Genomic DNA, 23,957 nt, shown 5'->3' with positions numbered 1-23,957 from the left:
CCTTAAATCATAATTCATATTTTAATTCCAGTTCGCCAAATCTAATAATGTCTCCGGGATTTAATTCCGATTTTTCTAATGGTTTAAGTTCTAAACCATTGATTTGGGTAGGATTAGTTTCACTAAGATTTTTTATATACAGCTTGTCTCCTTGCTGAATAATCTCTGCTTGTTTACGTGAAACAGTTTTTTGAATTAATTGTATATGACTATAAGCTCTTTCGCCTCGTATTTCTTGTCTACCTACTGTTACAATATTACCTTCATTAGTTGGATATCCAGCTATTTTAAATGATTTGCCGATGTCATCACCAGAAATTATTGTTAATTTACCAGGTATAAATTTCAATGTCTTTGGACTTTCGGTTGTTATTTTGATAGTCTTGAATTCATAATCAGATATCTTTTCATTAACGGGCTCCTGATCATATTCAAATTGAGGTGCATTTAAATTTGAAACTCCAGATGAAACAGCTGCGGAAGATTTTATTAATTGCTTTTGCTTTGTAAAAATATAAACAGATAAAAGAATGATAAGTAATATTGCTAAACCAATTAATTGTTGAGCACTTTCTTTTTTTTGAGGTCCCACAGATTGCGTTTTATAAGCATTTTCACTTTGTACTAATTTTTCTTCTTGTTTGTTCTCTTCTAAAGGATATTTTTTCCTCTCACTAATAAAAGGAGATCTGGTATTCACATCATAATATACTATGCCTTCAACTTTGTAAATTTTATTAATATCAGGTGGTTCTTCAGCAGTGTTTACTCTAATTAATCCACCATAATTACCTCGTAGTATATAATAGTTGGTATTTCCGGAACCTTTCTGATATATAACAACTAACCCTTGAGTAGTGACTGTGTTACCTATATAATCTTGTGAATTAGCAATAATATTCTCTACAGGTGTAAGTTGGGCGTATACCTGTAATGATATTATTGTAAATATTATTGTTACAATTATTTTCATTTTTTACCTCAAATAATTTTTATTTAATAACAACCATATTTAGTTTCATAATAAAGAATCCAATTATTCCAAGATTTTTTATAAATCTGAAAGCCGTATATTTCTTTGTCATCATTATAATAAAATATAATCTCATTGAATTTATCATTATCTATATCAATTACATCCAGTAGAAACTTTTCAGTAAATGTTGTATATCCATTTTGACTATTAAACAATGAGTCTACAGAAACAACATTATAGTCACCTTTATATTTTTCTATAAATACCAGATATTTTTTTAATTTATTTTCATATCTTTGATTTATCCACAAAAGAAATAACTTGTTGTTTTTATAAAACTCTGTCTCTATTGCATTTACGATTTCTAAATTATTTAGCATAATTTTTTCTTGTACAATTTTCAGAAGTAAGCTTTTAGATCTTTTATCAACATTTTTTTTATTTACACATTGATTTGCTATAGTCATAGAATTAGTTACAAGAGATGTATAAGGTAATGTGTTCCCCAAGTAAAATACTTTAATATAGAGAGGTGCAATGCATAATTCTGGTATGTAATATTTTTTAGAATCAAATTCTTCATTAACTGAAACTAATTCAAAGGGAAGCCCATTATTAGCTTTATAATAAGATTGACCTAAATTATAGTATTTATTTGCAAATTCAATACATTCTCTGTTTAACCTGCCAAAATAGATTTCTGGTGGTTTAATTAATTCTCTGTTATTAACTAATACCACCGGCATAATTACAAGTTCACGATTTATATACGTTAAAAAAAAAGTATGAATTCATTTTCAAAAGCATAAGTTGATATTTGAAAACATAAAACAAAAATTAAAAATATTTTTTTACTGAGATTTTTTGTCATAGCTTAACTATGTTTTATTCTTGTATTATTTTCAATGTCAACAATAATTATAATAAGTTCTGCTATTAGGTAATAAAAACCAAGAATTATTATTGAGCAGAGTACATTAAAAATGAGAAATAATAATCCAGCAAGAAAAGTATTTTCTGGGATAAAAAATGATGGTATTAATGTTAAATATTTATAAATCTCTTGTGCATATTTAGAAAACCAAAAGATGAACATACCTGCAATACCATTTGCCAATAACAAAAATGCAATACTTTCTCCTAAGGCTCTTATAAATTTTTCAACAATGGGTATCATAAAATATTTTGGGTAATTTAAATTGTAGATCTCACTTGCTCGATAAAACCAGATTTGAAAGGTGAGCATTATTGAAATGGACAGGATTAATAAACCTAATATAGTACCAAAATCTGGTGCTGAACTCCAAAAATTAACTAAAATAAAAACTCCACTTGCAAATAATACTATCCCAATAATTATAAAAATTAAAGCCATAATATTTTTGATGGGTTTTCCTTTAGAAAACTCTTCTATTAAAGGGAATAAGAAAGTAAAAAAAGATTCAGGTCGCATATAAGACCTCCTATAAAAAAATTATATGCTGCAGAATGACTTTCGAAAAACCTCAAAATGTAATATGTAAGCACATACAAAGAACTTAATAATTAACTTAAAATCACAGTTCAATTTAATTGCTAAGTTTTTGTTTTATTATAGATTTATTAAAATTTAGCGAATTAATATCTATTAATACACACAGTAACTTTTAAGAAAAAGATTTACTGAATTCTAAAATGTCTTTATAAAACCTGTTAGTTTTTAAATCATAATAAAAAGTTATCTACTTATTTTTCATTTTATCCAATATATAAATTGATACATATTATAAGGTTTGCGGAAAAAAATTTATCCCCCATAGAATATTTTTTGCTAAAAATCATTCAATAGCAGCGATATAAATTTTATAGTATTATTCCAAAACCAAATTTAAAGGAGTAAGTATCAAATATTAACGAATTGTATGGAACTAAAACTCCTGTTGAATACCATTCTTTATGTATATTTCCATTTATAAAAAAATTTATTGCTCCTTCTGCAGTGAGCATTAATTTTTTAGTTAGAAATGCTCTAATGCCAATATCCACAGCATATCCAAAAATTTGACTATTTTTATATGACACATTAGTGTCAGATAAATTATTAACTAAAATTCCTTTTTGAGTCAGATTTATTAGAACAAAACCTTTTAATCCCGTGTAAATATCTATAGATTCACCATGTAACCCAATTTCAAAATTTATGTTGGACTTTGTAACACTTATTATACCTGTAGGTTTACCTAAACTAATTCCTCCATATATTCCTAACAATAACCATTCACTAAAAGAACAGTATCCGATTTCAAAATTATTTAAAATAAAGGGTACAGGTGAAGGAATTGTTCCCTTTGCTAAAGAATAAGCTTCGTTTTCTGTAATTTGATATGTAATCAGTTCAGCTGAATAACCTATGTATGCCCTTGAATAAGATGAATTCTCTTGAGCATATAAAACGTTCAGAAGAAAAACTATTATAATAAATAAGAGTCTCATTAATTTTGATTATTAAGGTTACTCTGGACTTCTTGTTTAAATTTATCTAGGCGAGTTCTTAAATCTGGATTTATTACATTATTTTTTGAGCTTTCAATTGCTAACGAAATTGCTCTTTCTAAATCTTTTTTTGTAATTTGATTTAATGTGTATATATCATAAACATGCTTTATTTGGTACCCATTATTCATTTGCCATTCTTTCCAGTACTGTTCGCTCATCACAACAGACATCTGAATATTTTTTGTTATAACAGAAATTAATAATTCACTTAGATTATGGATGTCTTCGGAATTCCCGACTTCTATTAATGCAAAATTTGAATTAAAAATTGTTTGTATCTTTTGAGCTAGGTTTTTTAATGCATAAGCTTGGGCAATAGCAGCACCAAATCCTACATCAGATTGATTATTTGCAATACCAACTATATAATATTTTTCGTCTTTTGGTTCATACCAAAAGATTTTTCCACTTTTTACCCATTCAGGTTCTGTTTCGCTGCTGGTTGCGAAAATTACTTTGGATCCAGGGATATTTTCGGATTCTATTCTACTTGAGGAACAATTATTAATTATAAAAATGATTACAAGAGAAGACACAATCAAAATACTCTTTTTCATTTTCCCCCCTATTTATAAATAATATTAGGTTCTATAGTATAGCTATCAATAATCCCTAAAATATGAAGACCCAATGTAATACCTAAAATAATACTTGATTTTGTTTTTAATTGTTCATTGTTATGAGTTATAGCATTTTTATAAAATATAGTACTGATTCCTAATCCTATTCCCTCAAAAAGTAAAAATAATAATCCACGTTCTTTATGATTTTTATAAAAGTGACCCCATCCAGGTATTATCATTGACCTAAAAAGTGCTCCTGTGTTTGACGGGAGTTCTTTAACATTTTCACTTTCTCTTGGTGAACTTACTAAAACATAAGTCTTATATCCTGCAAGAGTATATTCTACATATGAGTCAACTATCTTCAGGAAAAGTGTTTTTTCCTCCCCTTTTACTTTAATAACTACTCTTGATCTGTCTGCAATTGGAGTTTTATCAATAATAGTAAAACTTTCAACTTTGTATTTATTTAAAAATTTTTGTGTAGCATTAGCTATAGCGTATTGGAATGACTTCTGATAATCTTGATTAATGCCAAATCCCACAAAATAGTAATTATAATATCCTTCTGGGGGGTTATTTACCCACTCGGGTTTTGAGTAATATTGAGCAATGGAAAAATTTGAAGACATAAAAAGTATTACTATATAGAAAAGTCTATATGTGACAATAAAAAATAATCTATTCATACATCGTTGCTTATTTATACATATAATATTTACTCAAATATTTCTTTATGCAGAAAAGAATTGTAAAAAAATAAAAGTGGAAATTTATTCTTATTTGAAATTAGGTATAAAAAAATAGAGACTACCCCAAAATTAGGTTTGATTAACTAAAACAAAACTTAAAAATAATTAATCTCTAAGATGATAATTCTATCTCGAAAGATAATGTAGTAATAGTACTGGGAATAACAATTTTACTTTTTTCAAGTTATGAGAATAAAATACCACTGGGTTAAGATAAAAAAGAGACTTCAGATTACAGGAAAGAATTTTATCTATAATAGATTGTTGAAAAGATTTAAAGTAAACCATAGAGGAGACCTTTGGAAAAATATACATTAATACAATGTTATCAATGGCACAAAAGAGAAAATGTAGTTATCTAATTGAAGAAATAGAACAAGATAAGTACTATAGAAAGCTTAAACGAGTTCACTCAGAACCTGATTATGTGTGAGCAAAGACAGAGCTATAAAAGAACAAAGATGAGTTACAAACCTGACTGACGTAAGGCAGGATATAAATTGTTAGACTGTACAATCATTATTAGAAAAATTGGAAGAGGTAATGATAATCGGGATCAGTAGAATATTTAGAAAGAACTCTTAAATCGGAATTAAAACTTAATTAACAAAAGGTATAACGAAGTCTGGGATTCTCTATGAAATTTCACTAAGATTGACTTTATAACTTATTTTGAGGATATAAATGTATATAAAATTAATAAATATAAAATTAATAAGCTTAAAAGCATTTATAAAATATTGCATTGTTTTTATTAACTCTTATAAAAAAAATCAACGAAAAAAGTTTATTTTTCTTATATAGATTTTGATGGAGAATATTAATCATAGATCTTTTCTTCAATAAATGTAATTTATGTATTTTGTTGTTTTTTAGATTTAGAATGATCTTTTTGAAAATATATGGCTGAAAATAATTTCCAAAATTCTTGCTTATGAATCTTAATTTTATAATGTCATCGTTTCTTTCAATATTGAAGATTAGAAACATAACTCCTTAGTCCCTTACAATAAAAACCGCTCTTTCTTAATTGGTATTTAGATTAGCACATTTGACTGATAATGCTAACCAATGCAACCATTATAAATTCATTTTTCTATGCAAAATATTTTTACAAGCATTACTGAACTGTTTATTAGAAAACTGTCGAGTTAAGCAAAAACTAAAATTTTGTAATACTTTTTTAATATATAATACCTTCTATGTTTAATTATATGATTCTTTAAATCAAAGTAGTACTTTGTTGTATTCCCATAAATCAAGTCTTCGAATATTTAATGCTTATCTAAAATCGGAAATAAATTTATAATTTTTCAGGGAAACCCTCTTTTGCAGAAAAATTTAGGAAGTTAATTAAAACCTGGATATATTTTTACTTTGGTAGTTGGAATTTTTGATCCCAATATTTGTTTTTAGCAGGATAATTTACGAAGTCATCTCCGTTCCAGTATAAAAGTGAATCTTTATAGGTTGAAAGGTAATTATTGATTATTTCAGATGATGTAATTTTGATTTTTTTCTGTCTCTCAAATTTCGTGAGATATGTTGGATTTGCTGAAATATATCTTAATCTAAGATCTTTATCAAAAGAATATATCAAGATTGGAGATTCATTTTCCATAGATGTTGCTTCATTAATAACAGCAATAAAGCCAGTATCATTTGATTTAATAATTTCTTCTACTGTTACAGAAGTTTTCGATTTTTGAGATGATTTACTTATTTCTGTAATTGGTAGTAAAATATAATAACTTGCATTTCCTCGCACTGAATGTCCGCTTGAATAAAAATCAGGCATTACACCCATAAATTTTTCCTGTTCCAGAACCATTATAAAGGGTTTGTAGTAACTGCTAATTCCACCCAGGATTAATTCTTCATTACCATCTTCATTAATATCTATACTTTTAGCAGAAGCGATATGACCAGAATGGTAAATTGTTGAAGTTACTTCCCCTGTAAAGGGATTTAAAGTTGATATAATGGCTCCCCCATAAGTTCTGTCGCAGGCTGTAACTACCAGTAGAGTTTTATCTTTTTTCTTAACTGTTAAAAAATGATCTATTTTCCAGTGTGTTCTTTTCCATTTGGGAGCATAGTTAAATTTTTTGCTTTCAGAATAAGCAACCCATCTTACCTTTCCATCATAGTTAATACAATACAGAGAATCAAAACTATAATATCCCGTATTGGGAATATTACCTGAAATTAAAACTTCATTCATCCCATCACCGTCAATATCAAAAATACCAATCGCTTTTTTCATAAAATAATGTGGGGGAGCCATTAATATCTCAATCGAATCGGTTCCAAAATCTGCAATTTTAGACCACAATATTTCACCAGACTTATTATATGCAATAAGTTTTTCATTTTTTATTCTAAGATGAACTGGATTTAAATCTTTATTGGGTTTCATAAACAAAAATGTACTTAAAATAAACAGTAAAGCAACTATTGAGATAAATCCTGCTGTTTGAAAGGGATAATTTCTTATTATGTAAGTAAATCCCTGTAGTGAAAATAGTTTAGGTCTTGTAATTATTTTGTAATCACCATTTTCAATTTTGACAAGAGTGCTTTTTTGAGTTAATTGTTTAAAATTATTTTTAGGCTTTAAATTATTTATAATTCTTTCAGCAAATAACAAATCATTTTCGTCTGGTTTTATTTGTGAGAACGAAATATGATGGTAAATATTTTGGTAAGTTTTATAAATGTCGTGACAATATTCGCATTCGCTTAAGTGTGCAGTAATTTTTAAATTCTCTTTTTCATCAAAAAGAGAAGGATCATAAGCAAATAATTCGATTACTTTTTCTTCTATATGCAAATTAGATTCCTTCTTATGCATATTAATTTATCCGAAATAATTTGTTTAAGGAATTAGTCTTTTGCAAAAAAGTAATTTTTAATCTCACAATGTACTAATTTAACTAAATATTCTAATTTCGATTTGAATTTATTGTTGTACTCTTCTTTATTTATATGCAAATGTTTATACAAATAATTATAATATGAAGTATTGTTTTGACCTGTAAATAATAAGTCATATGTTATGTCATTAATAGTATCGATTAATGATTTGGACTGTTCTATACTTAATTTTCCTTTTGAATAATAATCAGTAAAGATTTTGAGTTTAATTTTCTTGATCACTTCATCATATATGTTTTGTAGTTCATATTCCTCAATGGTCGATTTTGAAGGAACTATATCAAATTCATCTCCATTTTGTATTACACTTTCTATTCCGTAATATTTTTTAAACAAGTATACAGTATCTGTTAAAGTAATCTCTTTTCTGTATTCTTTCACATCAAGCAATATTAAATAAATAATGTTGAGTAGTTCACGAGTAGATAATTTTTCAATAACTCTTGTTAAAAATTCTTTTTCAAAATCTTCTAAATATATATAGGGTAGATGATCATTAGTTTCATAGTTCAGCACATAAATCATTGTGCCAAGGATGTTCTTTCTTATCCCGAGATTTTCATTAGGTAATGATTCTTTAATATTTCTTTGAATTTTAAAACCATTGGGATCTAATTCTGCATAAAGTCTTGCTATATGAGTGTCTGAAACTGTTCTCAAAAAACTTTGATAAGCAAAGAAAAGATTATTTTCGTTAATTGTTTCTAATTCATCATATAATTTTGATCTGAATTTAATTAGATTAATAAAATTACCATTGTTATCCTGTCTAAAAATTTCTCCCAGAATATCTACAGCAAGATCATTTACATCAAGTCCGTGCATACTCGAAAGTTTAAGGAAAGGCATTTTTGTATGCATTAAATAAGGTATAATCAAATTTTTAGAGAAGCTTATCAATTCTGAGCATTCGTAGTGAGATATTTTTTTGTTTAATAACTTTAAAAGATGCTCTCTAAGATTTTTTTTAATATTTATCATAATCCAGTTATAAGGGCATTCTGACTTAATCCTGGATTACCCTCGCTTTGTTAAATATAATTCATAATAATATATATATGGGAGCGATTAAAAACAAGAAAAATTTACTGTTAACTGTATTGTCTAAAGACAATAATTAAAAAATTTTTAATCACGTCCCATTAAAAACTCCCTCAAATCTTCATACTTTGAACTAAGTTCTACAGTTCTTTTTTCTTTATTTAAACAAACAGCTAATCTTTCTGGAATTTCTATTTCAATATTTAATTCTTCTTCTATGACATCTTTAAATTTTGCAGGGTGAGCTGTTTCAAGAATAACACCATTAAATTGCTGATTAAATTTTATGTAATCTTTTAATGCTAAATATCCCACAGAACCATGTGGATCGATTATGTATTTATAATTTTCATAAACTTCTTTTATTCCTTTTCTTGTTTGATTGTCATCGTACGAGTTAGAATAAATATCGTTTTGCATATCTTTCAGTATGTCTGAATAAATTTCTCTTATTCTTATAAGATTGCTCGGATTTCCAACATCCATAGCATTTGATAATGTTTGAATTGAAGATCTGGGATTAAAAATTCCTGTATGAAGAAATTCGGCAAAAACTTTGTTAGAATTAACAGCTCCAATAAATTTTGAAATTGGCAAACCAATTTTTTTTGCTATTAATCCTGCTGTAAGATTTCCAAGATTACCAGATGGTACAGAAAATATTGAATGATTATTTTTGTTTACTATCTGTTTATAAGCTTCAAAATAATAAAATGCCTGGGGAAGCAATCGAGATATATTGATTGAGTTTGCTGATGTGAGATTTAATTTTTTGTTTAAATCTTTATCAACAAATGCTGTTTTTACCAATCTCTGACAATCATCAAAAGTTCCATCAATTTCAAGAGCAATTATATTTTTATCTAAAGTTGTTAATTGTTTTTCTTGAATGAAACTTACTTTTCCTTTTGGATAGAGAATAAAAACATTTATTCCAGGTGTATCATAAAAACCATGAGCAACAGCACTTCCTGTATCGCCAGAAGTAGCTACAAGAATATTTAATTGAATATTTCTTTTAGCAACAAAATGTCCCATTGTTTTAGCCATAAATCGAGCACCAAAATCTTTGAATGCAAGTGTGGGACCATGAAACAATTCAAGTACATATAAATTTTTTCCAATCTGAACAAGAGGTGCAGGAAAAGTAATTGAGTTTGAAATTATATCATAAAGATTGCTTTCAGAAATTTCATCATCAATAAATAATTTGGCTATTCTGAAAGCAATCTCCTGAAATGAATATTTTTCAATTGATTGAATAAACTCATTATCAATTTTCGGAAAGCTAACTGGCATAAATAAACCACCGTCTTCTGCCAATCCCTGCATTACTGCAGTTTCGAAATTAACAATAAGATTCTTATTGTTTGTGCTATAATATTTCATTCTAATATTATTGGTCCTTTACTATTAATTTTTGAAATGTATTTTTTTCCATTTAATCCAGATTGGATTACAGCTTTGAGCATTGCATCGGCAATTCGTTCGGCATCTTTTGCAGATGTAGAAAAAGCAAACATTGATGGTCCAGAGCCAGTTATATTGCAATTTAATGCACCATTATCGAGAGCTGCTTTTCTAACGCGATTATAACATGGAATTAACTTTGCCCGTTTTGGTTCTGCAATTAAGTCAATTATCGAGCGACTGATTAATTCAAAATTTTTTGTCATCAAACCAATTATTAATCCAGATGCATTTCCAGCCTGAGCTATTGCAGTTTTAAGTTTGACTGTTTTGCTTAATATTTTTCTTGCTTCTTTGGTTTTAATTACAATATCTGGATAAACTATACTACAATATAAATTTTTAGGATAATCAATTTGAATAATATCGAGTGGATTATAACTTCTTATTAATACAAATCCACCAAATAAGCATGGTGCAACATTATCTGCATGAATGCTTCCACTTGCAACAAATTCTCCAGCCATTGCATGAACAAGTAAATCTAATTTAGAAAGCTTTAAGTCAAGGAGTTCATTTACTGCAAAGACTCCAGCCACAGCACTTGCAGCACTCGAGCCCAGTCCACTTCCTATTCCCATTTTTTTGTTTATAAAAATATCGAGACCAACTTTTAAATCATATTTTTCAAGAAGAGATTTAATTGCAACTGTAGTTGTGTTTTTATCTATTTCAAGTGGAAGATTTCCATTATCGCCATCAATTTTAATAATTTTTAATTCTTTGGAATTATTTTTCTTTACAATGATTTCGTCGCCGGGTTCGTAAAGAGCAAAGCCCATCATATCGAAACCGGGACCTACATTTGAAACAGATGCAGGGGCAAAGACTCTAATACTTTTTGAGCTCATTAGAAATATCCCTCTGATTTCATTAATTCTGCAATTAAAATTGTTCCACCAGCAGCCCCGCGTATTGTATTGTGTGAAAGTATAACAAATTTAAAATCGAATAATGGACATTCACGCAATCTTCCTATTGAAGTAGCCATTCCTTTCTCTATATTTCTTTGAATTTTTGGTTGTGGATATTTTTCTTCTTCAAAATAAACAATTGGATTTTTTGGTGCAGTTGGTAAATCTAATTCTTGTGGAATTGATCTAAATTCTTTCCACACTTTTTTGATTTCTTCAATTGTTGTTTTTGTTTTTAATTTTACCTGCACGCATTCTGTATGACCATCTATTACAGCAACACGATTACATTGTGCACTAATTTTAATATCTGCAAAATCAATTTTATTCGAATTTAATTTGCCAAGAATTTTTAGTGGCTCGGTTTCCATTTTCTTTTCTTCGCCACTGATGTATGGAATAACATTATCAATAATATCTAAACTTGGCAAACCTGGGTATCCAGCACCAGAAACAGCCTGCATTGTTACTACATTTACTGCTTCAATACCAAAATTATCATTTAAAGGTTTTAATGCCAGTACAAGTCCAATTGTAGAACAATTTGGATTGGTTACAATTCCACCTTTATATTTTTGACTTCTTATTAATTGAAGATGATCTGGATTTACTTCTGGTATAATTAGTGGTACATCATCATCAAAACGGTGATTTCTTGCATTTGAAATTACATAATAACCAGAACTGGCAAAAGCTGATTCAATTTCTCCTGCAACCGAAGCATCCAATCCAGAAAAAGCAATCTTTGCAGATAAGTTAGGTTCACATTTTTTAACGATCATATTGGCATATTTTTCTGGAAGTGGAGTTTGCATTATCCAGTTAGTAGCTTCTGAATATTTTTTACCTGCCGATTTATCTGATGCAGCAAGTTCTACAACTTCGAACCAGGGATGATTTATAAGCATTTCAAGAAACCTTTGACCAACACTGCCAGTTGCACCTAATATTGCAACAGGAATTTTTTGTTTATTCATAATAACCTCATTTTTTCAATAAAGATTTATGCAAAATATTTAATGCATTTATTAAATCGCTTTTGTTAATTACCAGCGAAATATTTAATTCAGAAGAACCCTGTGCAATTGCAATTATATTGATTTTATTTTTTCCAAGTGAACTGAATACTTTTCCTGCAATTCCAGGTGTGCGACGCATATTTTCTCCAACAACTGCAATTATAGAAAGATTTTTCTCTACTTCAACTTTTCCAATTTTTCCATCCATAATTTCGAGTCGAAATTCTTCTTCAATAATTTTTTTGGATTCTTCAGCATATTTGGGTAAAACTGCAAGACAGATACTATGTTCAGAGGATGCCTGAGAAATCAAGATAATATTTATGTTATGACGAGCAAGTGCACCAAATAATCGAGCTGCAATTCCACTTACTCCAATCATTCCTCCCCCCTGCACTTGAATCAATGCAATATCATCAATAGAAGAAATTCCTTTAACTGTAAATTTAGATGTTTTTTCTTTTTCGAGTATGATTGTGCCAGGAAATTCGGGATTGAATGTGTTTTTAATGACTATTTTAATTTTCTTTTGTAAAGCTGGCAACATTGTTGGTGGATAGATTACTTTAGCTCCAAAGTGTGATAATTCCATTGCCTCTTCGTATGTAACCGATTCAAGTGGGAATGCATTTTTTACTTTTCTTGGGTCTGCAGTTAAAATTCCATCAACATCTGTCCATATTTCAATTAGGTCTGCATTTAATGCTGCTCCAAAGATAGATGCAGTATAATCAGAACCTCCACGTCCAAGTGTTGTAATTTCATTCTTTGAAGTTGATGAAATAAATCCAGTAATGATCTGAAGTTTTTTATGCTTATTAAAATAATCTACAATTTTTTTGTTTGTAGTTTTAAAGTCGACACGGGCAGAACCAAAGTTATTATCTGTTTTAATTAATTTATCTGCAAATAAAATTTCACAATCAATTCCTCGATTAAGCATAGTTTCGCCAATTATTGTGCAGGAAAGTTTTTCACCAAAACTTACAATGTAATCAAGTGTTCTTGGTGTAAGTTCTTTTACAAGATAAACACCATCTACAACTTCTTTTAATTCATTAAAAAGTTTTTCTAATTTTTTTGTAAGAGTTTTAATGTCTTTGTTTTGATTTAATTGAGTTGCTATTTTATAATGATGTTCAATGAGTGATTTTAATTCGTTAGCATACTGGGGATTGTGCTTGAAAGCATAATTGCCAATTTCGATTAATTTATCTGTTACTCCCTGAAAAGCAGAAAAGACAACAGAAAACTTAATTTTTTTTGATATATAATATTTTTGCAGTATTTCAATAACACTGTTAATTCTTTCTGCGTTACCTACACTTGAACCACCAAATTTTAGTATTTTCATTTGTGCTTAATTCCTCTTTGTTTTTGATTTTATAATTATACAGGGAATGAGTGTTTTATTAACGCGTCGTTGAGGTGTGCGTGTATGTAGTGACAAGGAGTTCTAAATTTTTTAGAACTTTATAGCTATCTGTGGTAAATATGCAGTATTTATTAATTTCTTGAGCCAATTTGTTAAATACTAAAATTTTTTGTTTTCATTATAGTAATCAAAAATGATAGATTCAATAGCCAGAGTAATTTTTTTATAATTATTAAATTTTATGAATAATTATCCACTTAATTAGAATAAGTCTTTTAATATCTCATTAAAATCGTTAGCTGGTTGTTTGCATGTATAATTTTTACACAAATAATAAGTTACTTTGTCGTTAAGTAATTTATAATTTTTAGTCCACTGAGCAATTTCATAAATTTTTTCTTTGTTCTCATTTGTAATTAAAATGGAAAATAGTTTTTCTTGTCGGGATAGTTGTGAGATAATATTTTTTTCTATTTCATTTTTAGAAATAATAAGTAATTCTCCAGTTTCTTCATTTAATATTAAAAAAGAATTCAAGAAATATGTATAACCAAGAGTTGCACTGTTAACCTGCTTTGAAAAAGCTTTTAATTGTTTGTTAATTAATTCTGAATAAAATGGATTTCCAGTGTAATGATATAGTTTTATGAGATTTAGTAATTGAACTGAATTTCCTGATGGAATTGCTCCATCGAAAAGGATTTTTGTTCTAACAATATTATCGTCATTTTTTGAAGTAAAAAAGTATCCGCCTTTTTCGTTATCCCAGAATTCATTGTATAAAACATTATCAAAATTGATTGAATTAAGCAGATAATTTTCGTCAAGTGTTGCTTTGTAAAGTTCTAAAGAAGCATTAATTAAAAAAGCGTAATCATCAACAAAACCATTTGTGTAAGAACGATTGTCTTTCCATACATGAAAAAGTTTATTGTCTATAAATAAATTTTCCATTATAAAATCATAGCAATTAATGGCAGATTTCAAAAACATATCATCTTCAAAAACTATGTAAGCTTTTACAAACGAAGATATTAATAAACTATTCCAGTCGGTTAATATTTTATCATCTTTAAGTGGTGGTATTCTTTTACTTCTGAAATTGAGAAGTTTTTTTCTTATTTGCTCATATTCTTCATAAGTTAATGATTCTTCTTTGAGTACATCAAGCAATCTATTTTTTAAGTACAGAATATTTTTTCCTGTAAGTTTTTTTGTGGCTTCATTCAGAAAATTACCCTCATCAGACACATTGAAAATTTTCCTGATTGTTTCATATTTGTCTGGAATTATTTCTTCAAGCTCTTTTGATTTCCATAAATAAAATTTTCCTTCTTCGCCATCACTATCTGCATCAATTGCTGAATAGTAAGCTCCTTCGGGAGAAAGCATTTCTATATTTAAGTATGAATAAATTTCATAAACTACTTCTTTGTAAAAATTATCCTGAGTTATTTTATAAGCAAGTGTATAAGCATCAATCATCATTGCCTGATCATAAAGCATTTTTTCAAAATGTGGAACCAACCATTTTTCATCTGTAGAATATCTATGAAAACCAAAACCAATCTGATCATAAATTCCACCTTTTCTCATTTCTTCTAATGTTTTAATAACCATTTTTAATGCTTCATTATTTTTATAATGGAGATAATAATTCATAAGAAAAATTAAATTATGCGGTGATGGAAATTTAGGAGATGTTCCAAAGCCACCATATTCTTCATCAAAATTGTTTTTAAGTGAAGTGAATGTTTTATTAAAAATTTCTTCCTGTAGACTTTCATTTGAATCGGTTGCAATTTCTAAGTTTAAATATCTTGTAATTTCATCTGAACTTCTAAGCAATTCATCTTTTTTTGATTCCCAGAATTTTATGACATTGTTTAATAAATCGACAAAACCAATTCTACCAGCATATGAAAATTTTGGGAAATAAGTACCGGCAAAAAATGGTTTTTTATCGGCAGTCATAAAAATTGAAAGAGGCCAGCCGCCTCTGCCTGTTATTATCTGACATGCAAGCATATAAATGTTATCAATATCGGGTCTTTCTTCTCGATCAACTTTAATGCAAATAAAATTTTTATTTAGAATCTCAGCTACAGTTTCATCTTCAAAAGATTCGTGTGCCATTACATGACACCAGTGACATGTAGAATAACCGATTGATAAAAAAATTGGTTTGTTTTCTTTTTTTGCTTTCTCAAAAGCTTCGTCACACCATGGATACCAATCTACAGGATTGTTTGCATGTTGAAGAAGATAGGGAGAACTTTCTTTTGCTAATTTGTTCATAAGTTTTTCTAATGATAACTTTTTATAAATAAAATTAGTTCATTTTTTGAAGCATTGCTCGATAATGTTATTTCGAATAAATTATATATAATAATCACTTTTTTAAATTTCTTTTTTTATCTTAATACTAAAATTATAATTTGCCGGAGTATAACTTGATACCACTTAAAGATGATATTCCTTCAAAAACATTTCCAATAATAAATATAACATTAATTATAACCAATGTGGTAATGTTTTTATTTGAATTGATGCTTGGTAGCGATTTACAACTTTTTATTGAACAATATGGAGTTATTCCGGTAAGATATTTTTATCAGGGAATGCAACTGGAGACAGGTGAAATTATTTATTTTTCTGATTTCAGCAGAATATTTCCATTGTTTACTTCAATGTTTTTGCATGGTGGCTGGGTTCATTTATTCGGGAATATGCTTTATCTCTGGATCTTTGGAGATAATGTTGAAGATAGAATGGGACATTTTCGTTATTTAATTTTTTATATACTCTGCGGATTGGCTGCAAGTTTTTCACATATAATTATGAATCCTGAGTCGTCAATTCCAACAATAGGTGCAAGTGGTGCAATTGCTGGAGTTCTTGGTGCTTATATGTTCTTGTATCCTGATGCAAAAGTAGTAGTGTTGTTACCAATTTTCATATTTTTTGATATAATACAATTGCCTGCATTGTTTGTACTTGGGCTATGGTTTGTTATGCAATTGTTTCAGGGTACACTTGCTCTTTCGGTTGAAAGCAGTGCAACAGGTGGTGTTGCATGGTGGGCTCATATTGGTGGATTTGTGTTTGGTGCTGTTACAGTTCATATTTTTAAGAAGAAAAGTAGAAAACCAATGTATCGTGATGAATGGTGGCTATCTTATAGAAATTTTTAGTTAAATAATTTTGCTTGATTATTCTGATTTAATAATAAAAAATCTATGAAGTCTTATGTCAAAATATAATTGGAATCCAGAAGAATATCATATAAGTTCATCTGAACAATTCAAATGGGCAAAAGAATTAATTGCAAAATTATCTATTAAAGGAAACGAAAAAATTCTTGATGTTGGATGCGGAGATGGAAAAGTAACAGCAGAAATTTCTAAACTATTGCCAGAAGGTTTTATTGTTGGTGTTGACAATTCTCTAAGTATGATAAAATTTGCCAAAGAAAATTTTCCAGAAGAAAAATTTCCTAATCTTATTTTTATATGTGCCGATGCAAGAAATCTAAGTTTTGAATATGAATTTGATATTATTTTTTCGAATGCTACTTTACACTGGATAAAAGATCATCTGCCTGTGCTACAGGGTTTTAAAAATATTTTGAAAAACTCCGGTCGTATATTGCTCCAAATGGGAGGTAAAGGGAATGCTCAGGATTTAATTAATGTGCTCGATGAAATAATTAAAGAAGAAAAGTGGAAATCATATTTCGAGAATTTTACATTCCCATATGGATTTTTTGATATTAATGATTACGAAAAATTTTTAAATAAAGCTGGATTATTACCTAAAAGGATAGAGTTATTACCAAAAGATATGATACATAAAGGAGAAGAAAAATTTAAATTATGGATAAAAACAACCTGGCTTCCTTATACTCAACAAATACCAGAAAGTAAAAGAGAAATGTTTATAGATGAGGTGGTAAAAAGTTATATAAAAAAATTTCCAATCGATAATAATGGATTAATTCATTTAAAGATGATGAGACTTGAAGTAGAAGCAATTAAGTGAATCTAATTAATTTCAAAAAGAGATAAATTTATTTTATGTTGCTTTGTAATTAGCAAGAATAAATAATTTATTGAGTATGAATTTTTATATTAATAAAATAATTGAGTAATAAATTAGAAGAAATAATTTTCATTACTTTAAAAATGGTTTTTGTAAGATGGAATTTATAACACTTTCGGATTGGAAACGAGCAGTAATTAAAGTAGGTAGTGGTATAATTGCTCCAGGAGGAATAAAATGTAGTTCAAAATATACTCTACCAATTGCTGCATTTATAACAGAATGTATAAATCGAGGTAAAGAAATAATTCTTGTATCTTCTGGAGCTGTTGCAGCTGGTTTATCAACACAACCACAATTACTCAAAAAAAATAATCGCTCAATTCCAGAAAAACAGGCTCTTGCTGCTATTGGACAAACAATGCTAATGGCAAGCTGGAGTCGATTTTTTGATTTTCCCTGTTCTCAAATTCTTTTGACTTATGATGATATTCATAATAGAAAAAGATTTGTTAATGCAAAAAATACTTTGAAAAAATTATTAGAACTCGGAACTCTCCCAATTGTTAATGAGAACGACACTGTAGCAACAGAAGAATTGAAGGTCGGAGATAATGATAATTTAGCAGCTTATGTTGCTATGCTTGCAGAAGCCGATCTTCTAATTATTTGCACAGATATAGATGGACTTTATGATTCAGATCCCAAGAAAAATAAAAATGCTAAGTTGATTCCAGTTGTGGAAAAAATTGATTCTTCAATTTATTCAATTGCTGGAGATTCTAAAAACTCGATATCAACTGGGGGAATGAAGACAAAAATTGAAGCTGCTAAAAAAGCTACAGTTGTTGGCATAGATACAATCATAATTAATGCTACTAAAAGTGAAGTGTTTGATTATTTACTTGATGGTAAATTATTTGGAACAATATTTAAGAAAAATGAAAATCCAATCACTGCGAAAAAAATGTGGATGCTTTATGCATTGCCTGCAAATGGTAAAATTATTGTCGATTCAGGAGCTGCAAAAGCTATTCAAAAAAAAGGAGCTTCGCTATTGCCATCAGGAATTATTGACATTGAAGGAGAGTTTAAGAAAAATGAAGCAGTTGAAGTTTATCTAAAAGATGCGAACGATTTGAGATTGATAGCTAAAGGTATAACTCAGTATAATTCAAATGAACTTAAAAAAATTCAGGGCAAAAAAAGTAATCAGATTAAAAATATTCTTGGTTATTTAAGAACAGAAGAAGTTATTCATCGTGATGAATTAGTATTAATCGATAATGAATAATTTAGGAGCAAAAAAATGGTAACTAATTTAATAGAGTTAGCAAAGAAAAGTAAACAGGCAGCATATAAATTATCATTGCTGAATACAAATCAAAAGAATGAATTACTATCTTCGATGGCAGAACAACTAATACAGAATAAAGATTATATTCTTTCTGCAAATAATAAAGATATTCAAGCAGGAAAAGAGAAGGGATTGTCTGATGCAATGCTGGATAGACTTTTATTGACAGAAGATAGAATTAAATCGATGGCAAATGCAATATATGAAATTGTTCAACTGCCAGATCCAGTTGGTGAAATTACAAATATTAGAATTCGTCCAAATGGAATACAGGTTGGAACAATGAGAATCCCGCTTGGAGTAATTGGAATTATTTATGAAGCTCGACCTAATGTTACTTCTGATGCTGCAGCATTATGTGTTAAAAGTGGGAATGCAGTTATACTTCGTGGAGGTTCAGAAGCATTTAATTCGAATATTGCTATAGTTGATTCTCTTCATAAAGGAATCGAAAAGTGTAAAGTTGATGCATCAATCGTTACTTTTGTTCCAACTACAGATAGAGAAGCAATGTTAGAACTTTTAAAATTAGATGATTACATCGATTTAATTATACCAAGAGGTGGTGAAGGTTTAATTAGATTCGTTGCCGAAAATAGTAGAATACCAGTAATAAAACATTATAAAGGTGTCTGCCATCTCTATGTAGATAAAGATGCAGATTTCGATATGGCAATTCGTTTATTGATAGATGGCAAAACTTCAAGACCAGCAGTTTGTAATGCACTTGAAACAATGCTGGTTCATAAAGATATTGCAGAAAAATTTTTACCTGTTGCTGGAGAAGCATTAAGAAAAAAGAATGTTGAAATTCGTGGATGTGATATAACAAGAAAAATTTTAACATTTGCTCTTCCTGCAACCGAAGATGATTATTATGCTGAATATCTTTCTCTAATAATTGCAGTAAAAGTAGTAGAAAGTTATGAAGAAGCAGTTGCACACATTGAAAAATATGGTTCTAATCATACCGAAGTAATTGTGACAAATAATTTACAAACAAGTCAAAGATTTTTGCGTGATGTAGACTCATCTTCTGTTATGGTTAATGCATCATCGAGATTTGCTGATGGTGGCGAAATGGGATTGGGTGCCGAAATTGGAATTTCTACTTCAAAACTTCACGCATATGGACCAATGGGACTGGAAGCTTTAACAACTAAAAAATTTATTGTAATCGGAAATGGTCAAACACGCCATAAAGTTGATATTTAATATAAATTCAGTTTCAAAAAAGAGTTTTGGAACATTAGATAAAAAATTATATAGCATTAAATTTTTTAGAAGAGTTGCTCGAAAGTGTTTTATAAATTTTTAATTATTCAATAAAGATAGTGCTTCGCGTATTAAGTCTTCGATTGAAATATTCGGATTTTTATCTATTACAGAACGAACAGCACGATCAGCTATTTTCTGACCATATCCAAGATTAACAAGTGCAGCAATAGCATCATTTTTTATAGAAGTACTGACAACTGTTCCATCAATTGATTCTGAAACACCATCAACTTTTTCTCTTAATTCAAGAATCATTCTTTCAGCAGTTTTTCTGCCAATTCCGGGTGCAGAAGTTAATCGATTGATATTTCCTGATTTTATTGCTTCTTTCAAATCTTCAAGTTGAAGTCCAGATAAAATACTCTGAGCAGTCTTTGGACCAATTCCACTTACTCCTATTAATAATTCAAACATTTCTTTTTCTGCAGAAGTATAGAAGCCATACAAATCGAGTGAGTCTTCTTTTACACTAAGATATGTAAAGAGTGAAACTGTTTCTTTATCTGCAATTTTTTCAAATGTATTAACAGAGATGTTAACTAAATATCCAACTCCATTTACATCTAAAATAATTTTTGTTGGTTTTTTTGAAATAATTTTTCCGCTTATGTAGCCAATCATATAAATTATAAATTAATATTCAAGAATTTTATCTGGATTTGATTCAACAAATTCTTTCCAGTTTTTGCTTCTTTTAGAATTTGAATTTGATTTTATCTTAAATGCGTGACAGATAGCAACAGCAATAGCATCACTTTCATCGAATTTCATTTTTGATTTTTTTATTGAGCACAACTTTTTAATCATATATTGAACTTGCTCTTTTGATGATGAGCCTTTTCCAACTATTGATTTTTTTATTTCTCTCGGTGAATATTCTTTTATTTGAAGATTATTGTGAACCGCTACTAATAATGATACACCACGTGCATATCCAATCTTTAGAGCAGACTGAACATTTTTTCCATAAAATGCTGTTTCTAAAGCAAATTCACTGGGTTTATATTTTTTTATAATTTTATAAAGCTCATCATAAATTATTTTTAAACGAGGACCAAATTCATTTGTTGCCGGTATTTGAATAATACCCGAAGCAATATAATTAATTTCGTTTTTATCGAAGTCGATAATACCATAACCTGTAATAATTGTGCCCGGGTCAACCCCTAATATTCTCATTATAAATTTTTTTTGTTAATAGAATTTATATAAATCAATATTTATGCATCAACGAAATCAGCATTAGAAAATACATTCTGGACATCATCACAATCTTCCAGTGATTCAATTAGTTTCATTAACTTTTCTGCGTCTTCACCATTTACAGATACAAGATTTTTTGCAACCCATTGCAGCGATGCATTTTCGATATTGAGTTTTTTCTCAGCTAGAGTTTTTCTAACTTTTTCAAAAGACTCAAGAGATGTAGTTACTTCAAAGAAATCTTCTTCTGTTTGTAAATCATCTGCACCGGCATCGAGTATAATTTCAAGCATTTCATCTTCTGATTTCCCTTCTCTTTTTACTGTAATAATTCCTTTTCGTTCGAACATCCAGGCTACAGAATTTGTTTCGCCGAGACTTCCACCATTTCGAGAAAAGATATGACGAATTTCTGCTACAGTTCTATTTTTGTTATCTGTAGCGGCTTCGACCATAAGTGCTACACCACCTGGTCCATAACCTTCATAAATAACTTCGTGATAAGTAGCACCTTCTAATTCACCAGTAGCTTTTTTGATTGCTCGCTCTATATTTTCAGCGGGCATATTAGCTGCTTTAGCATTATCGATTGCTAATCTAAGACGAGGATTTCCTTCTGGATCACCACCACCGTGACGAGCAGCTATTGTTATTTCTTTAATTAACTTTGTAAAAAGTTTTCCTTTCTTTGCATCGAGTGCTGCTTTTTTTCTTTTAATCGTAGCCCATTTTGAATGTCCTGACATATAAATATCTCCTTTAATTTTATTTTAATTTCCATTATTGTTTAATCTAATATCTTTAATTCTAAGTTGAGGAAAAACTTTTCCATCTTTATTAATAGTTTCAATTGTATATACAATATCAACTAAATCTTTATTTTTATCAATATGATCTGCATAAAAGCCAAGATTAAAACCAATTGCGTCAAAAACTTTATCATTTCCATTTTGTTTGAAAGTAGCAACAAGATGATTGTTTCCAACTATCTTAGGGAAATTAGTAAGTGCAACTTTTTCACTTAAAAATATTGGTCTCATATTACCTGGACCGAAAGGTGCAAATTGTTCAAGAATCCGGATAAACTTAGGTGTAATTTCTGAAAAAGCAATTTTTGCATCAATAAGTATTTCTGGAAAAATATCTTCCTTTTTAATACACTGTCTTAAAACCTCATTAAATCTTTGTTTGAATAAATTAAGTTTATCAATTTCTACTGCAAGTCCGGCAGCTGCTTCGTGTCCACCGAATTGCAATAATAAATCCTCACAGTTTTGAAGAGCATCATAAATATTAAAGCCAGGGATGCTACGTGCAGAACCTTTTGCAATTCCATCAATTGTTGTGAGCATAATTGTAGGTCTATTAAACTTTTCAACAAGTCGAGAAGCTACAATACCAATAACACCTGGATGCCAGTTATCATCGTGCAATACGATACCAAAATCATTTTCAAGATCGACAGTAGATTCAACTAAATTAACAGCATGAGAAAAAGTTGCTTCGTCAATTGATCTTCTTTTTACATTTTCATCTTCCAGGATCTGAGCAAGTTCCATTGCTTTTTGAGGATCGTCAGTTGTAAATAGTTCGACGGCTCTATTTGCATCTCCTAATCTTCCAACTGCATTAATTCTTGGTGCAATTGTAAATACTATTTGTCCAGCTGATAAATTTCCCGGTTCGATTCTCGAGCATTTTATAAGAGCAGCAATACCTGGACGGGGATTTGTATTTATTATTTGTAAACCTTCTTTAACAAGAATTCTATTTTCATCAATTAATGGGACAATATCTGCTGCACCTGCTAAGGCAACAAGATCGAGATATTTCAGAGCCATATTCCTTTTACCAATTTTATCTCCGATTGCAGTAGCAAGTTTAAAAGCCACACCAGCACCAGATAGATATTTGAATGGATAATTATCACCAGGTTTTAATGGATCTAAAATTGCATAGGCATTGGGTAATTTATCTTTTGGTTGATGGTGATCGCAAACAATAGTATCTATGTTAAGAGATTTAGCATATTCAATTTCTTCAACAGCTGTAATACCGCAATCGACACTAATAATTAAATTAATTCCCTGTTGTTTTAAATAATCAATACTCTGAATAGAAATTCCATAACCTTCCAATAGTCGATTAGGTATATAAGTTTGAACATCGGCTCCGAGTTCTTTAAGGAAAAGATACATTAAAGAAGCAGAGCAGGTGCCATCGACATCATAATCTCCATAAACACAGATTTTTTGATTATCAGTTATTGCTTTAATGATTCTATTTGAAGCCTGTTGCATTCCATCCATAAGAAATGGATCGTAGAGATAATCAAGGGATGGTCGAAAATATAATTTAGCTTCGTGATAATTTGTAACACCTCTTTGCACCAGAAGAAGTGCAAGTGAATTAGAAATGTTTAATGAATCTGCGAGAGCAAGAATTAATTTATCGTCTGGAGAATCTTTGAGTTTCCATCTTTTATTTTGCATAAGG

Annotated in this window: 21 protein-coding genes; 4 read left to right on the top strand and 17 right to left on the bottom strand. The window is 29.1% G+C overall.

All coding sequences use genetic code 11. The features are described from left to right. Nucleotides 1-7: 7 nt before the first annotated feature. From VJY38_RS13090 to VJY38_RS13030, 13 genes are all read right to left on the bottom strand, one after another. The gene (locus tag VJY38_RS13090) at nucleotides 8-973 is read right to left on the bottom strand and encodes an FHA domain-containing protein (RefSeq protein ID WP_353681171.1); all 966 of its coding nucleotides are present in this window, start codon (nucleotides 971-973) and stop codon (nucleotides 8-10) included. A 23-nt stretch (nucleotides 974-996) separates the two neighbouring features. Then, on the bottom strand, nucleotides 997-1,722 hold the full coding sequence (locus VJY38_RS13085; RefSeq protein WP_353681170.1) for a hypothetical protein: 726 nt from the start codon (nucleotides 1,720-1,722) through the stop codon (nucleotides 997-999). A gap of 128 nt (nucleotides 1,723-1,850) precedes the next feature. Next, a complete protein-coding gene (locus tag VJY38_RS13080; protein ID WP_353681169.1) occupies nucleotides 1,851-2,429 on the bottom strand; it encodes a hypothetical protein in 579 nt (192 codons plus the stop codon). Between the two features lie 389 nt (nucleotides 2,430-2,818). After that, complete coding sequence (locus tag VJY38_RS13075; protein ID WP_353681168.1) at nucleotides 2,819-3,448, bottom strand: hypothetical protein; 630 nt, start codon at nucleotides 3,446-3,448, stop codon at nucleotides 2,819-2,821. After that, nucleotides 3,448-4,068, bottom strand: a complete 621-nt coding sequence (locus VJY38_RS13070; RefSeq protein ID WP_353681167.1) for a hypothetical protein — start codon at nucleotides 4,066-4,068, stop codon at nucleotides 3,448-3,450. Before VJY38_RS13070 ends, VJY38_RS13075 begins: the two co-directional genes overlap by 1 nt. An 8-nt stretch (nucleotides 4,069-4,076) precedes the next feature. Continuing rightward, complete coding sequence (locus VJY38_RS13065; RefSeq protein ID WP_353681166.1) at nucleotides 4,077-4,763, bottom strand: hypothetical protein; 687 nt, start codon at nucleotides 4,761-4,763, stop codon at nucleotides 4,077-4,079. Between the two features lie 1,435 nt (nucleotides 4,764-6,198). After that, nucleotides 6,199-7,680 carry a hypothetical protein gene (locus VJY38_RS13060; RefSeq protein WP_353681165.1) on the bottom strand — a complete coding sequence of 494 codons (1,482 nt, stop codon included), beginning with the start codon at nucleotides 7,678-7,680 and terminating at the stop codon, nucleotides 6,199-6,201. Nucleotides 7,681-7,712: 32 nt separating this feature from the next. Beyond that, a complete protein-coding gene (locus VJY38_RS13055) occupies nucleotides 7,713-8,612 on the bottom strand; it encodes a hypothetical protein (protein WP_353681164.1) in 900 nt (299 codons plus the stop codon). 279 nt (nucleotides 8,613-8,891) lie between these two features. Further along, entirely contained in the window at nucleotides 8,892-10,193 is a 1,302-nt protein-coding gene (thrC, locus tag VJY38_RS13050; protein WP_353681163.1) for a threonine synthase, read from the bottom strand. Next, a complete protein-coding gene (locus VJY38_RS13045; protein ID WP_353681162.1) occupies nucleotides 10,190-11,125 on the bottom strand; it encodes a homoserine kinase in 936 nt (311 codons plus the stop codon). Before VJY38_RS13045 ends, thrC begins: the two co-directional genes overlap by 4 nt. Then, nucleotides 11,125-12,165 carry an aspartate-semialdehyde dehydrogenase gene (asd, locus tag VJY38_RS13040; RefSeq protein ID WP_353681161.1) on the bottom strand — a complete coding sequence of 347 codons (1,041 nt, stop codon included), beginning with the start codon at nucleotides 12,163-12,165 and terminating at the stop codon, nucleotides 11,125-11,127. The genes VJY38_RS13045 and asd overlap by 1 nt, the downstream gene beginning before the upstream one ends. Before the next feature lie 7 nt (nucleotides 12,166-12,172). Then, nucleotides 12,173-13,561 (bottom strand): aspartate kinase, encoded by a 1,389-nt coding sequence (locus VJY38_RS13035; RefSeq protein ID WP_353681160.1) that lies wholly within the window; start codon nucleotides 13,559-13,561, stop codon nucleotides 12,173-12,175. Nucleotides 13,562-13,843: 282 nt separating this feature from the next. Further along, nucleotides 13,844-15,880 carry a thioredoxin domain-containing protein gene (locus VJY38_RS13030; protein ID WP_353681159.1) on the bottom strand — a complete coding sequence of 679 codons (2,037 nt, stop codon included), beginning with the start codon at nucleotides 15,878-15,880 and terminating at the stop codon, nucleotides 13,844-13,846. 155 nt (nucleotides 15,881-16,035) lie between these two features. On the opposite strand from VJY38_RS13030, the gene VJY38_RS13025 reads away from it, so the two are divergent. The 4 genes from VJY38_RS13025 to VJY38_RS13010 all read left to right on the top strand — a co-directional run bounded on the left by VJY38_RS13025 (nucleotide 16,036) and on the right by VJY38_RS13010 (nucleotide 20,195). After that, nucleotides 16,036-16,776, top strand: coding sequence for a rhomboid family intramembrane serine protease (locus tag VJY38_RS13025; protein WP_353681158.1), 741 nt, complete (start codon nucleotides 16,036-16,038; stop codon nucleotides 16,774-16,776). A 55-nt stretch (nucleotides 16,777-16,831) separates the two neighbouring features. Continuing rightward, nucleotides 16,832-17,623, top strand: a complete 792-nt coding sequence (locus VJY38_RS13020) for a class I SAM-dependent methyltransferase (protein ID WP_353681157.1) — start codon at nucleotides 16,832-16,834, stop codon at nucleotides 17,621-17,623. Between the two features lie 157 nt (nucleotides 17,624-17,780). Then, the gene (gene proB, locus VJY38_RS13015) at nucleotides 17,781-18,917 is read left to right on the top strand and encodes a glutamate 5-kinase (protein WP_434968572.1); all 1,137 of its coding nucleotides are present in this window, start codon (nucleotides 17,781-17,783) and stop codon (nucleotides 18,915-18,917) included. 15 nt (nucleotides 18,918-18,932) lie between these two features. Then, nucleotides 18,933-20,195: a glutamate-5-semialdehyde dehydrogenase gene (locus tag VJY38_RS13010; protein ID WP_353681156.1), complete on the top strand. Its 1,263-nt coding sequence runs from the start codon at nucleotides 18,933-18,935 to the stop codon at nucleotides 20,193-20,195. Between the two features lie 99 nt (nucleotides 20,196-20,294). Here the strand turns inward: VJY38_RS13010 and ruvA are convergent, their stop codons facing one another. Genes ruvA through recJ form a run of 4 tightly spaced genes read right to left on the bottom strand, consistent with a single transcriptional unit; the run spans nucleotide 20,295 to nucleotide 23,953 of the window. Continuing rightward, nucleotides 20,295-20,879, bottom strand: coding sequence for a Holliday junction branch migration protein RuvA (ruvA, locus tag VJY38_RS13005; RefSeq protein WP_353681155.1), 585 nt, complete (start codon nucleotides 20,877-20,879; stop codon nucleotides 20,295-20,297). Nucleotides 20,880-20,891: 12 nt separating this feature from the next. Beyond that, nucleotides 20,892-21,437: a crossover junction endodeoxyribonuclease RuvC gene (gene ruvC, locus VJY38_RS13000; RefSeq protein ID WP_353681154.1), complete on the bottom strand. Its 546-nt coding sequence runs from the start codon at nucleotides 21,435-21,437 to the stop codon at nucleotides 20,892-20,894. Nucleotides 21,438-21,478: 41 nt separating this feature from the next. Next, nucleotides 21,479-22,207 carry a YebC/PmpR family DNA-binding transcriptional regulator gene (locus tag VJY38_RS12995; protein ID WP_353681153.1) on the bottom strand — a complete coding sequence of 243 codons (729 nt, stop codon included), beginning with the start codon at nucleotides 22,205-22,207 and terminating at the stop codon, nucleotides 21,479-21,481. Between the two features lie 24 nt (nucleotides 22,208-22,231). Then, nucleotides 22,232-23,953: a single-stranded-DNA-specific exonuclease RecJ gene (gene recJ, locus VJY38_RS12990; protein ID WP_353681152.1), complete on the bottom strand. Its 1,722-nt coding sequence runs from the start codon at nucleotides 23,951-23,953 to the stop codon at nucleotides 22,232-22,234. Nucleotides 23,954-23,957: the final 4 nt, after the last annotated feature.

It is taken from the genome of Rosettibacter firmus (assembly GCF_036860695.1).
Lineage (GTDB): Bacteria > Bacteroidota > Ignavibacteria > Ignavibacteriales > Melioribacteraceae > Rosettibacter > Rosettibacter firmus.
Note: the sequence above shows the minus strand (reverse complement) of the source record. Positions and strands in the feature narration are given on the sequence as shown.

Coding starts and splice junctions, on each gene's coding strand:
- VJY38_RS13090 (WP_353681171.1), bottom strand. CDS start 973: ATGAAAATAATTGTAACAATAATATTTACAATAATATCATTACAGGTA.
- VJY38_RS13085 (WP_353681170.1), bottom strand. CDS start 1,722: ATGCCGGTGGTATTAGTTAATAACAGAGAATTAATTAAACCACCAGAA.
- VJY38_RS13080 (WP_353681169.1), bottom strand. CDS start 2,429: ATGCGACCTGAATCTTTTTTTACTTTCTTATTCCCTTTAATAGAAGAG.
- VJY38_RS13075 (WP_353681168.1), bottom strand. CDS start 3,448: ATGAGACTCTTATTTATTATAATAGTTTTTCTTCTGAACGTTTTATAT.
- VJY38_RS13070 (WP_353681167.1), bottom strand. CDS start 4,068: ATGAAAAAGAGTATTTTGATTGTGTCTTCTCTTGTAATCATTTTTATA.
- VJY38_RS13065 (WP_353681166.1), bottom strand. CDS start 4,763: ATGAATAGATTATTTTTTATTGTCACATATAGACTTTTCTATATAGTA.
- VJY38_RS13060 (WP_353681165.1), bottom strand. CDS start 7,680: ATGCATAAGAAGGAATCTAATTTGCATATAGAAGAAAAAGTAATCGAA.
- VJY38_RS13055 (WP_353681164.1), bottom strand. CDS start 8,612: ATGCCTTTCCTTAAACTTTCGAGTATGCACGGACTTGATGTAAATGAT.
- thrC (WP_353681163.1), bottom strand. CDS start 10,193: ATGAAATATTATAGCACAAACAATAAGAATCTTATTGTTAATTTCGAA.
- VJY38_RS13045 (WP_353681162.1), bottom strand. CDS start 11,125: ATGAGCTCAAAAAGTATTAGAGTCTTTGCCCCTGCATCTGTTTCAAAT.
- asd (WP_353681161.1), bottom strand. CDS start 12,165: ATGAATAAACAAAAAATTCCTGTTGCAATATTAGGTGCAACTGGCAGT.
- VJY38_RS13035 (WP_353681160.1), bottom strand. CDS start 13,561: ATGAAAATACTAAAATTTGGTGGTTCAAGTGTAGGTAACGCAGAAAGA.
- VJY38_RS13030 (WP_353681159.1), bottom strand. CDS start 15,880: ATGAACAAATTAGCAAAAGAAAGTTCTCCCTATCTTCTTCAACATGCA.
- VJY38_RS13020 (WP_353681157.1), top strand. CDS start 16,832: ATGTCAAAATATAATTGGAATCCAGAAGAATATCATATAAGTTCATCT.
- proB (WP_434968572.1), top strand. CDS start 17,781: ATGGAATTTATAACACTTTCGGATTGGAAACGAGCAGTAATTAAAGTA.
- VJY38_RS13010 (WP_353681156.1), top strand. CDS start 18,933: ATGGTAACTAATTTAATAGAGTTAGCAAAGAAAAGTAAACAGGCAGCA.
- ruvA (WP_353681155.1), bottom strand. CDS start 20,879: ATGATTGGCTACATAAGCGGAAAAATTATTTCAAAAAAACCAACAAAA.
- ruvC (WP_353681154.1), bottom strand. CDS start 21,437: ATGAGAATATTAGGGGTTGACCCGGGCACAATTATTACAGGTTATGGT.
- VJY38_RS12995 (WP_353681153.1), bottom strand. CDS start 22,207: ATGTCAGGACATTCAAAATGGGCTACGATTAAAAGAAAAAAAGCAGCA.
- recJ (WP_353681152.1), bottom strand. CDS start 23,953: ATGCAAAATAAAAGATGGAAACTCAAAGATTCTCCAGACGATAAATTA.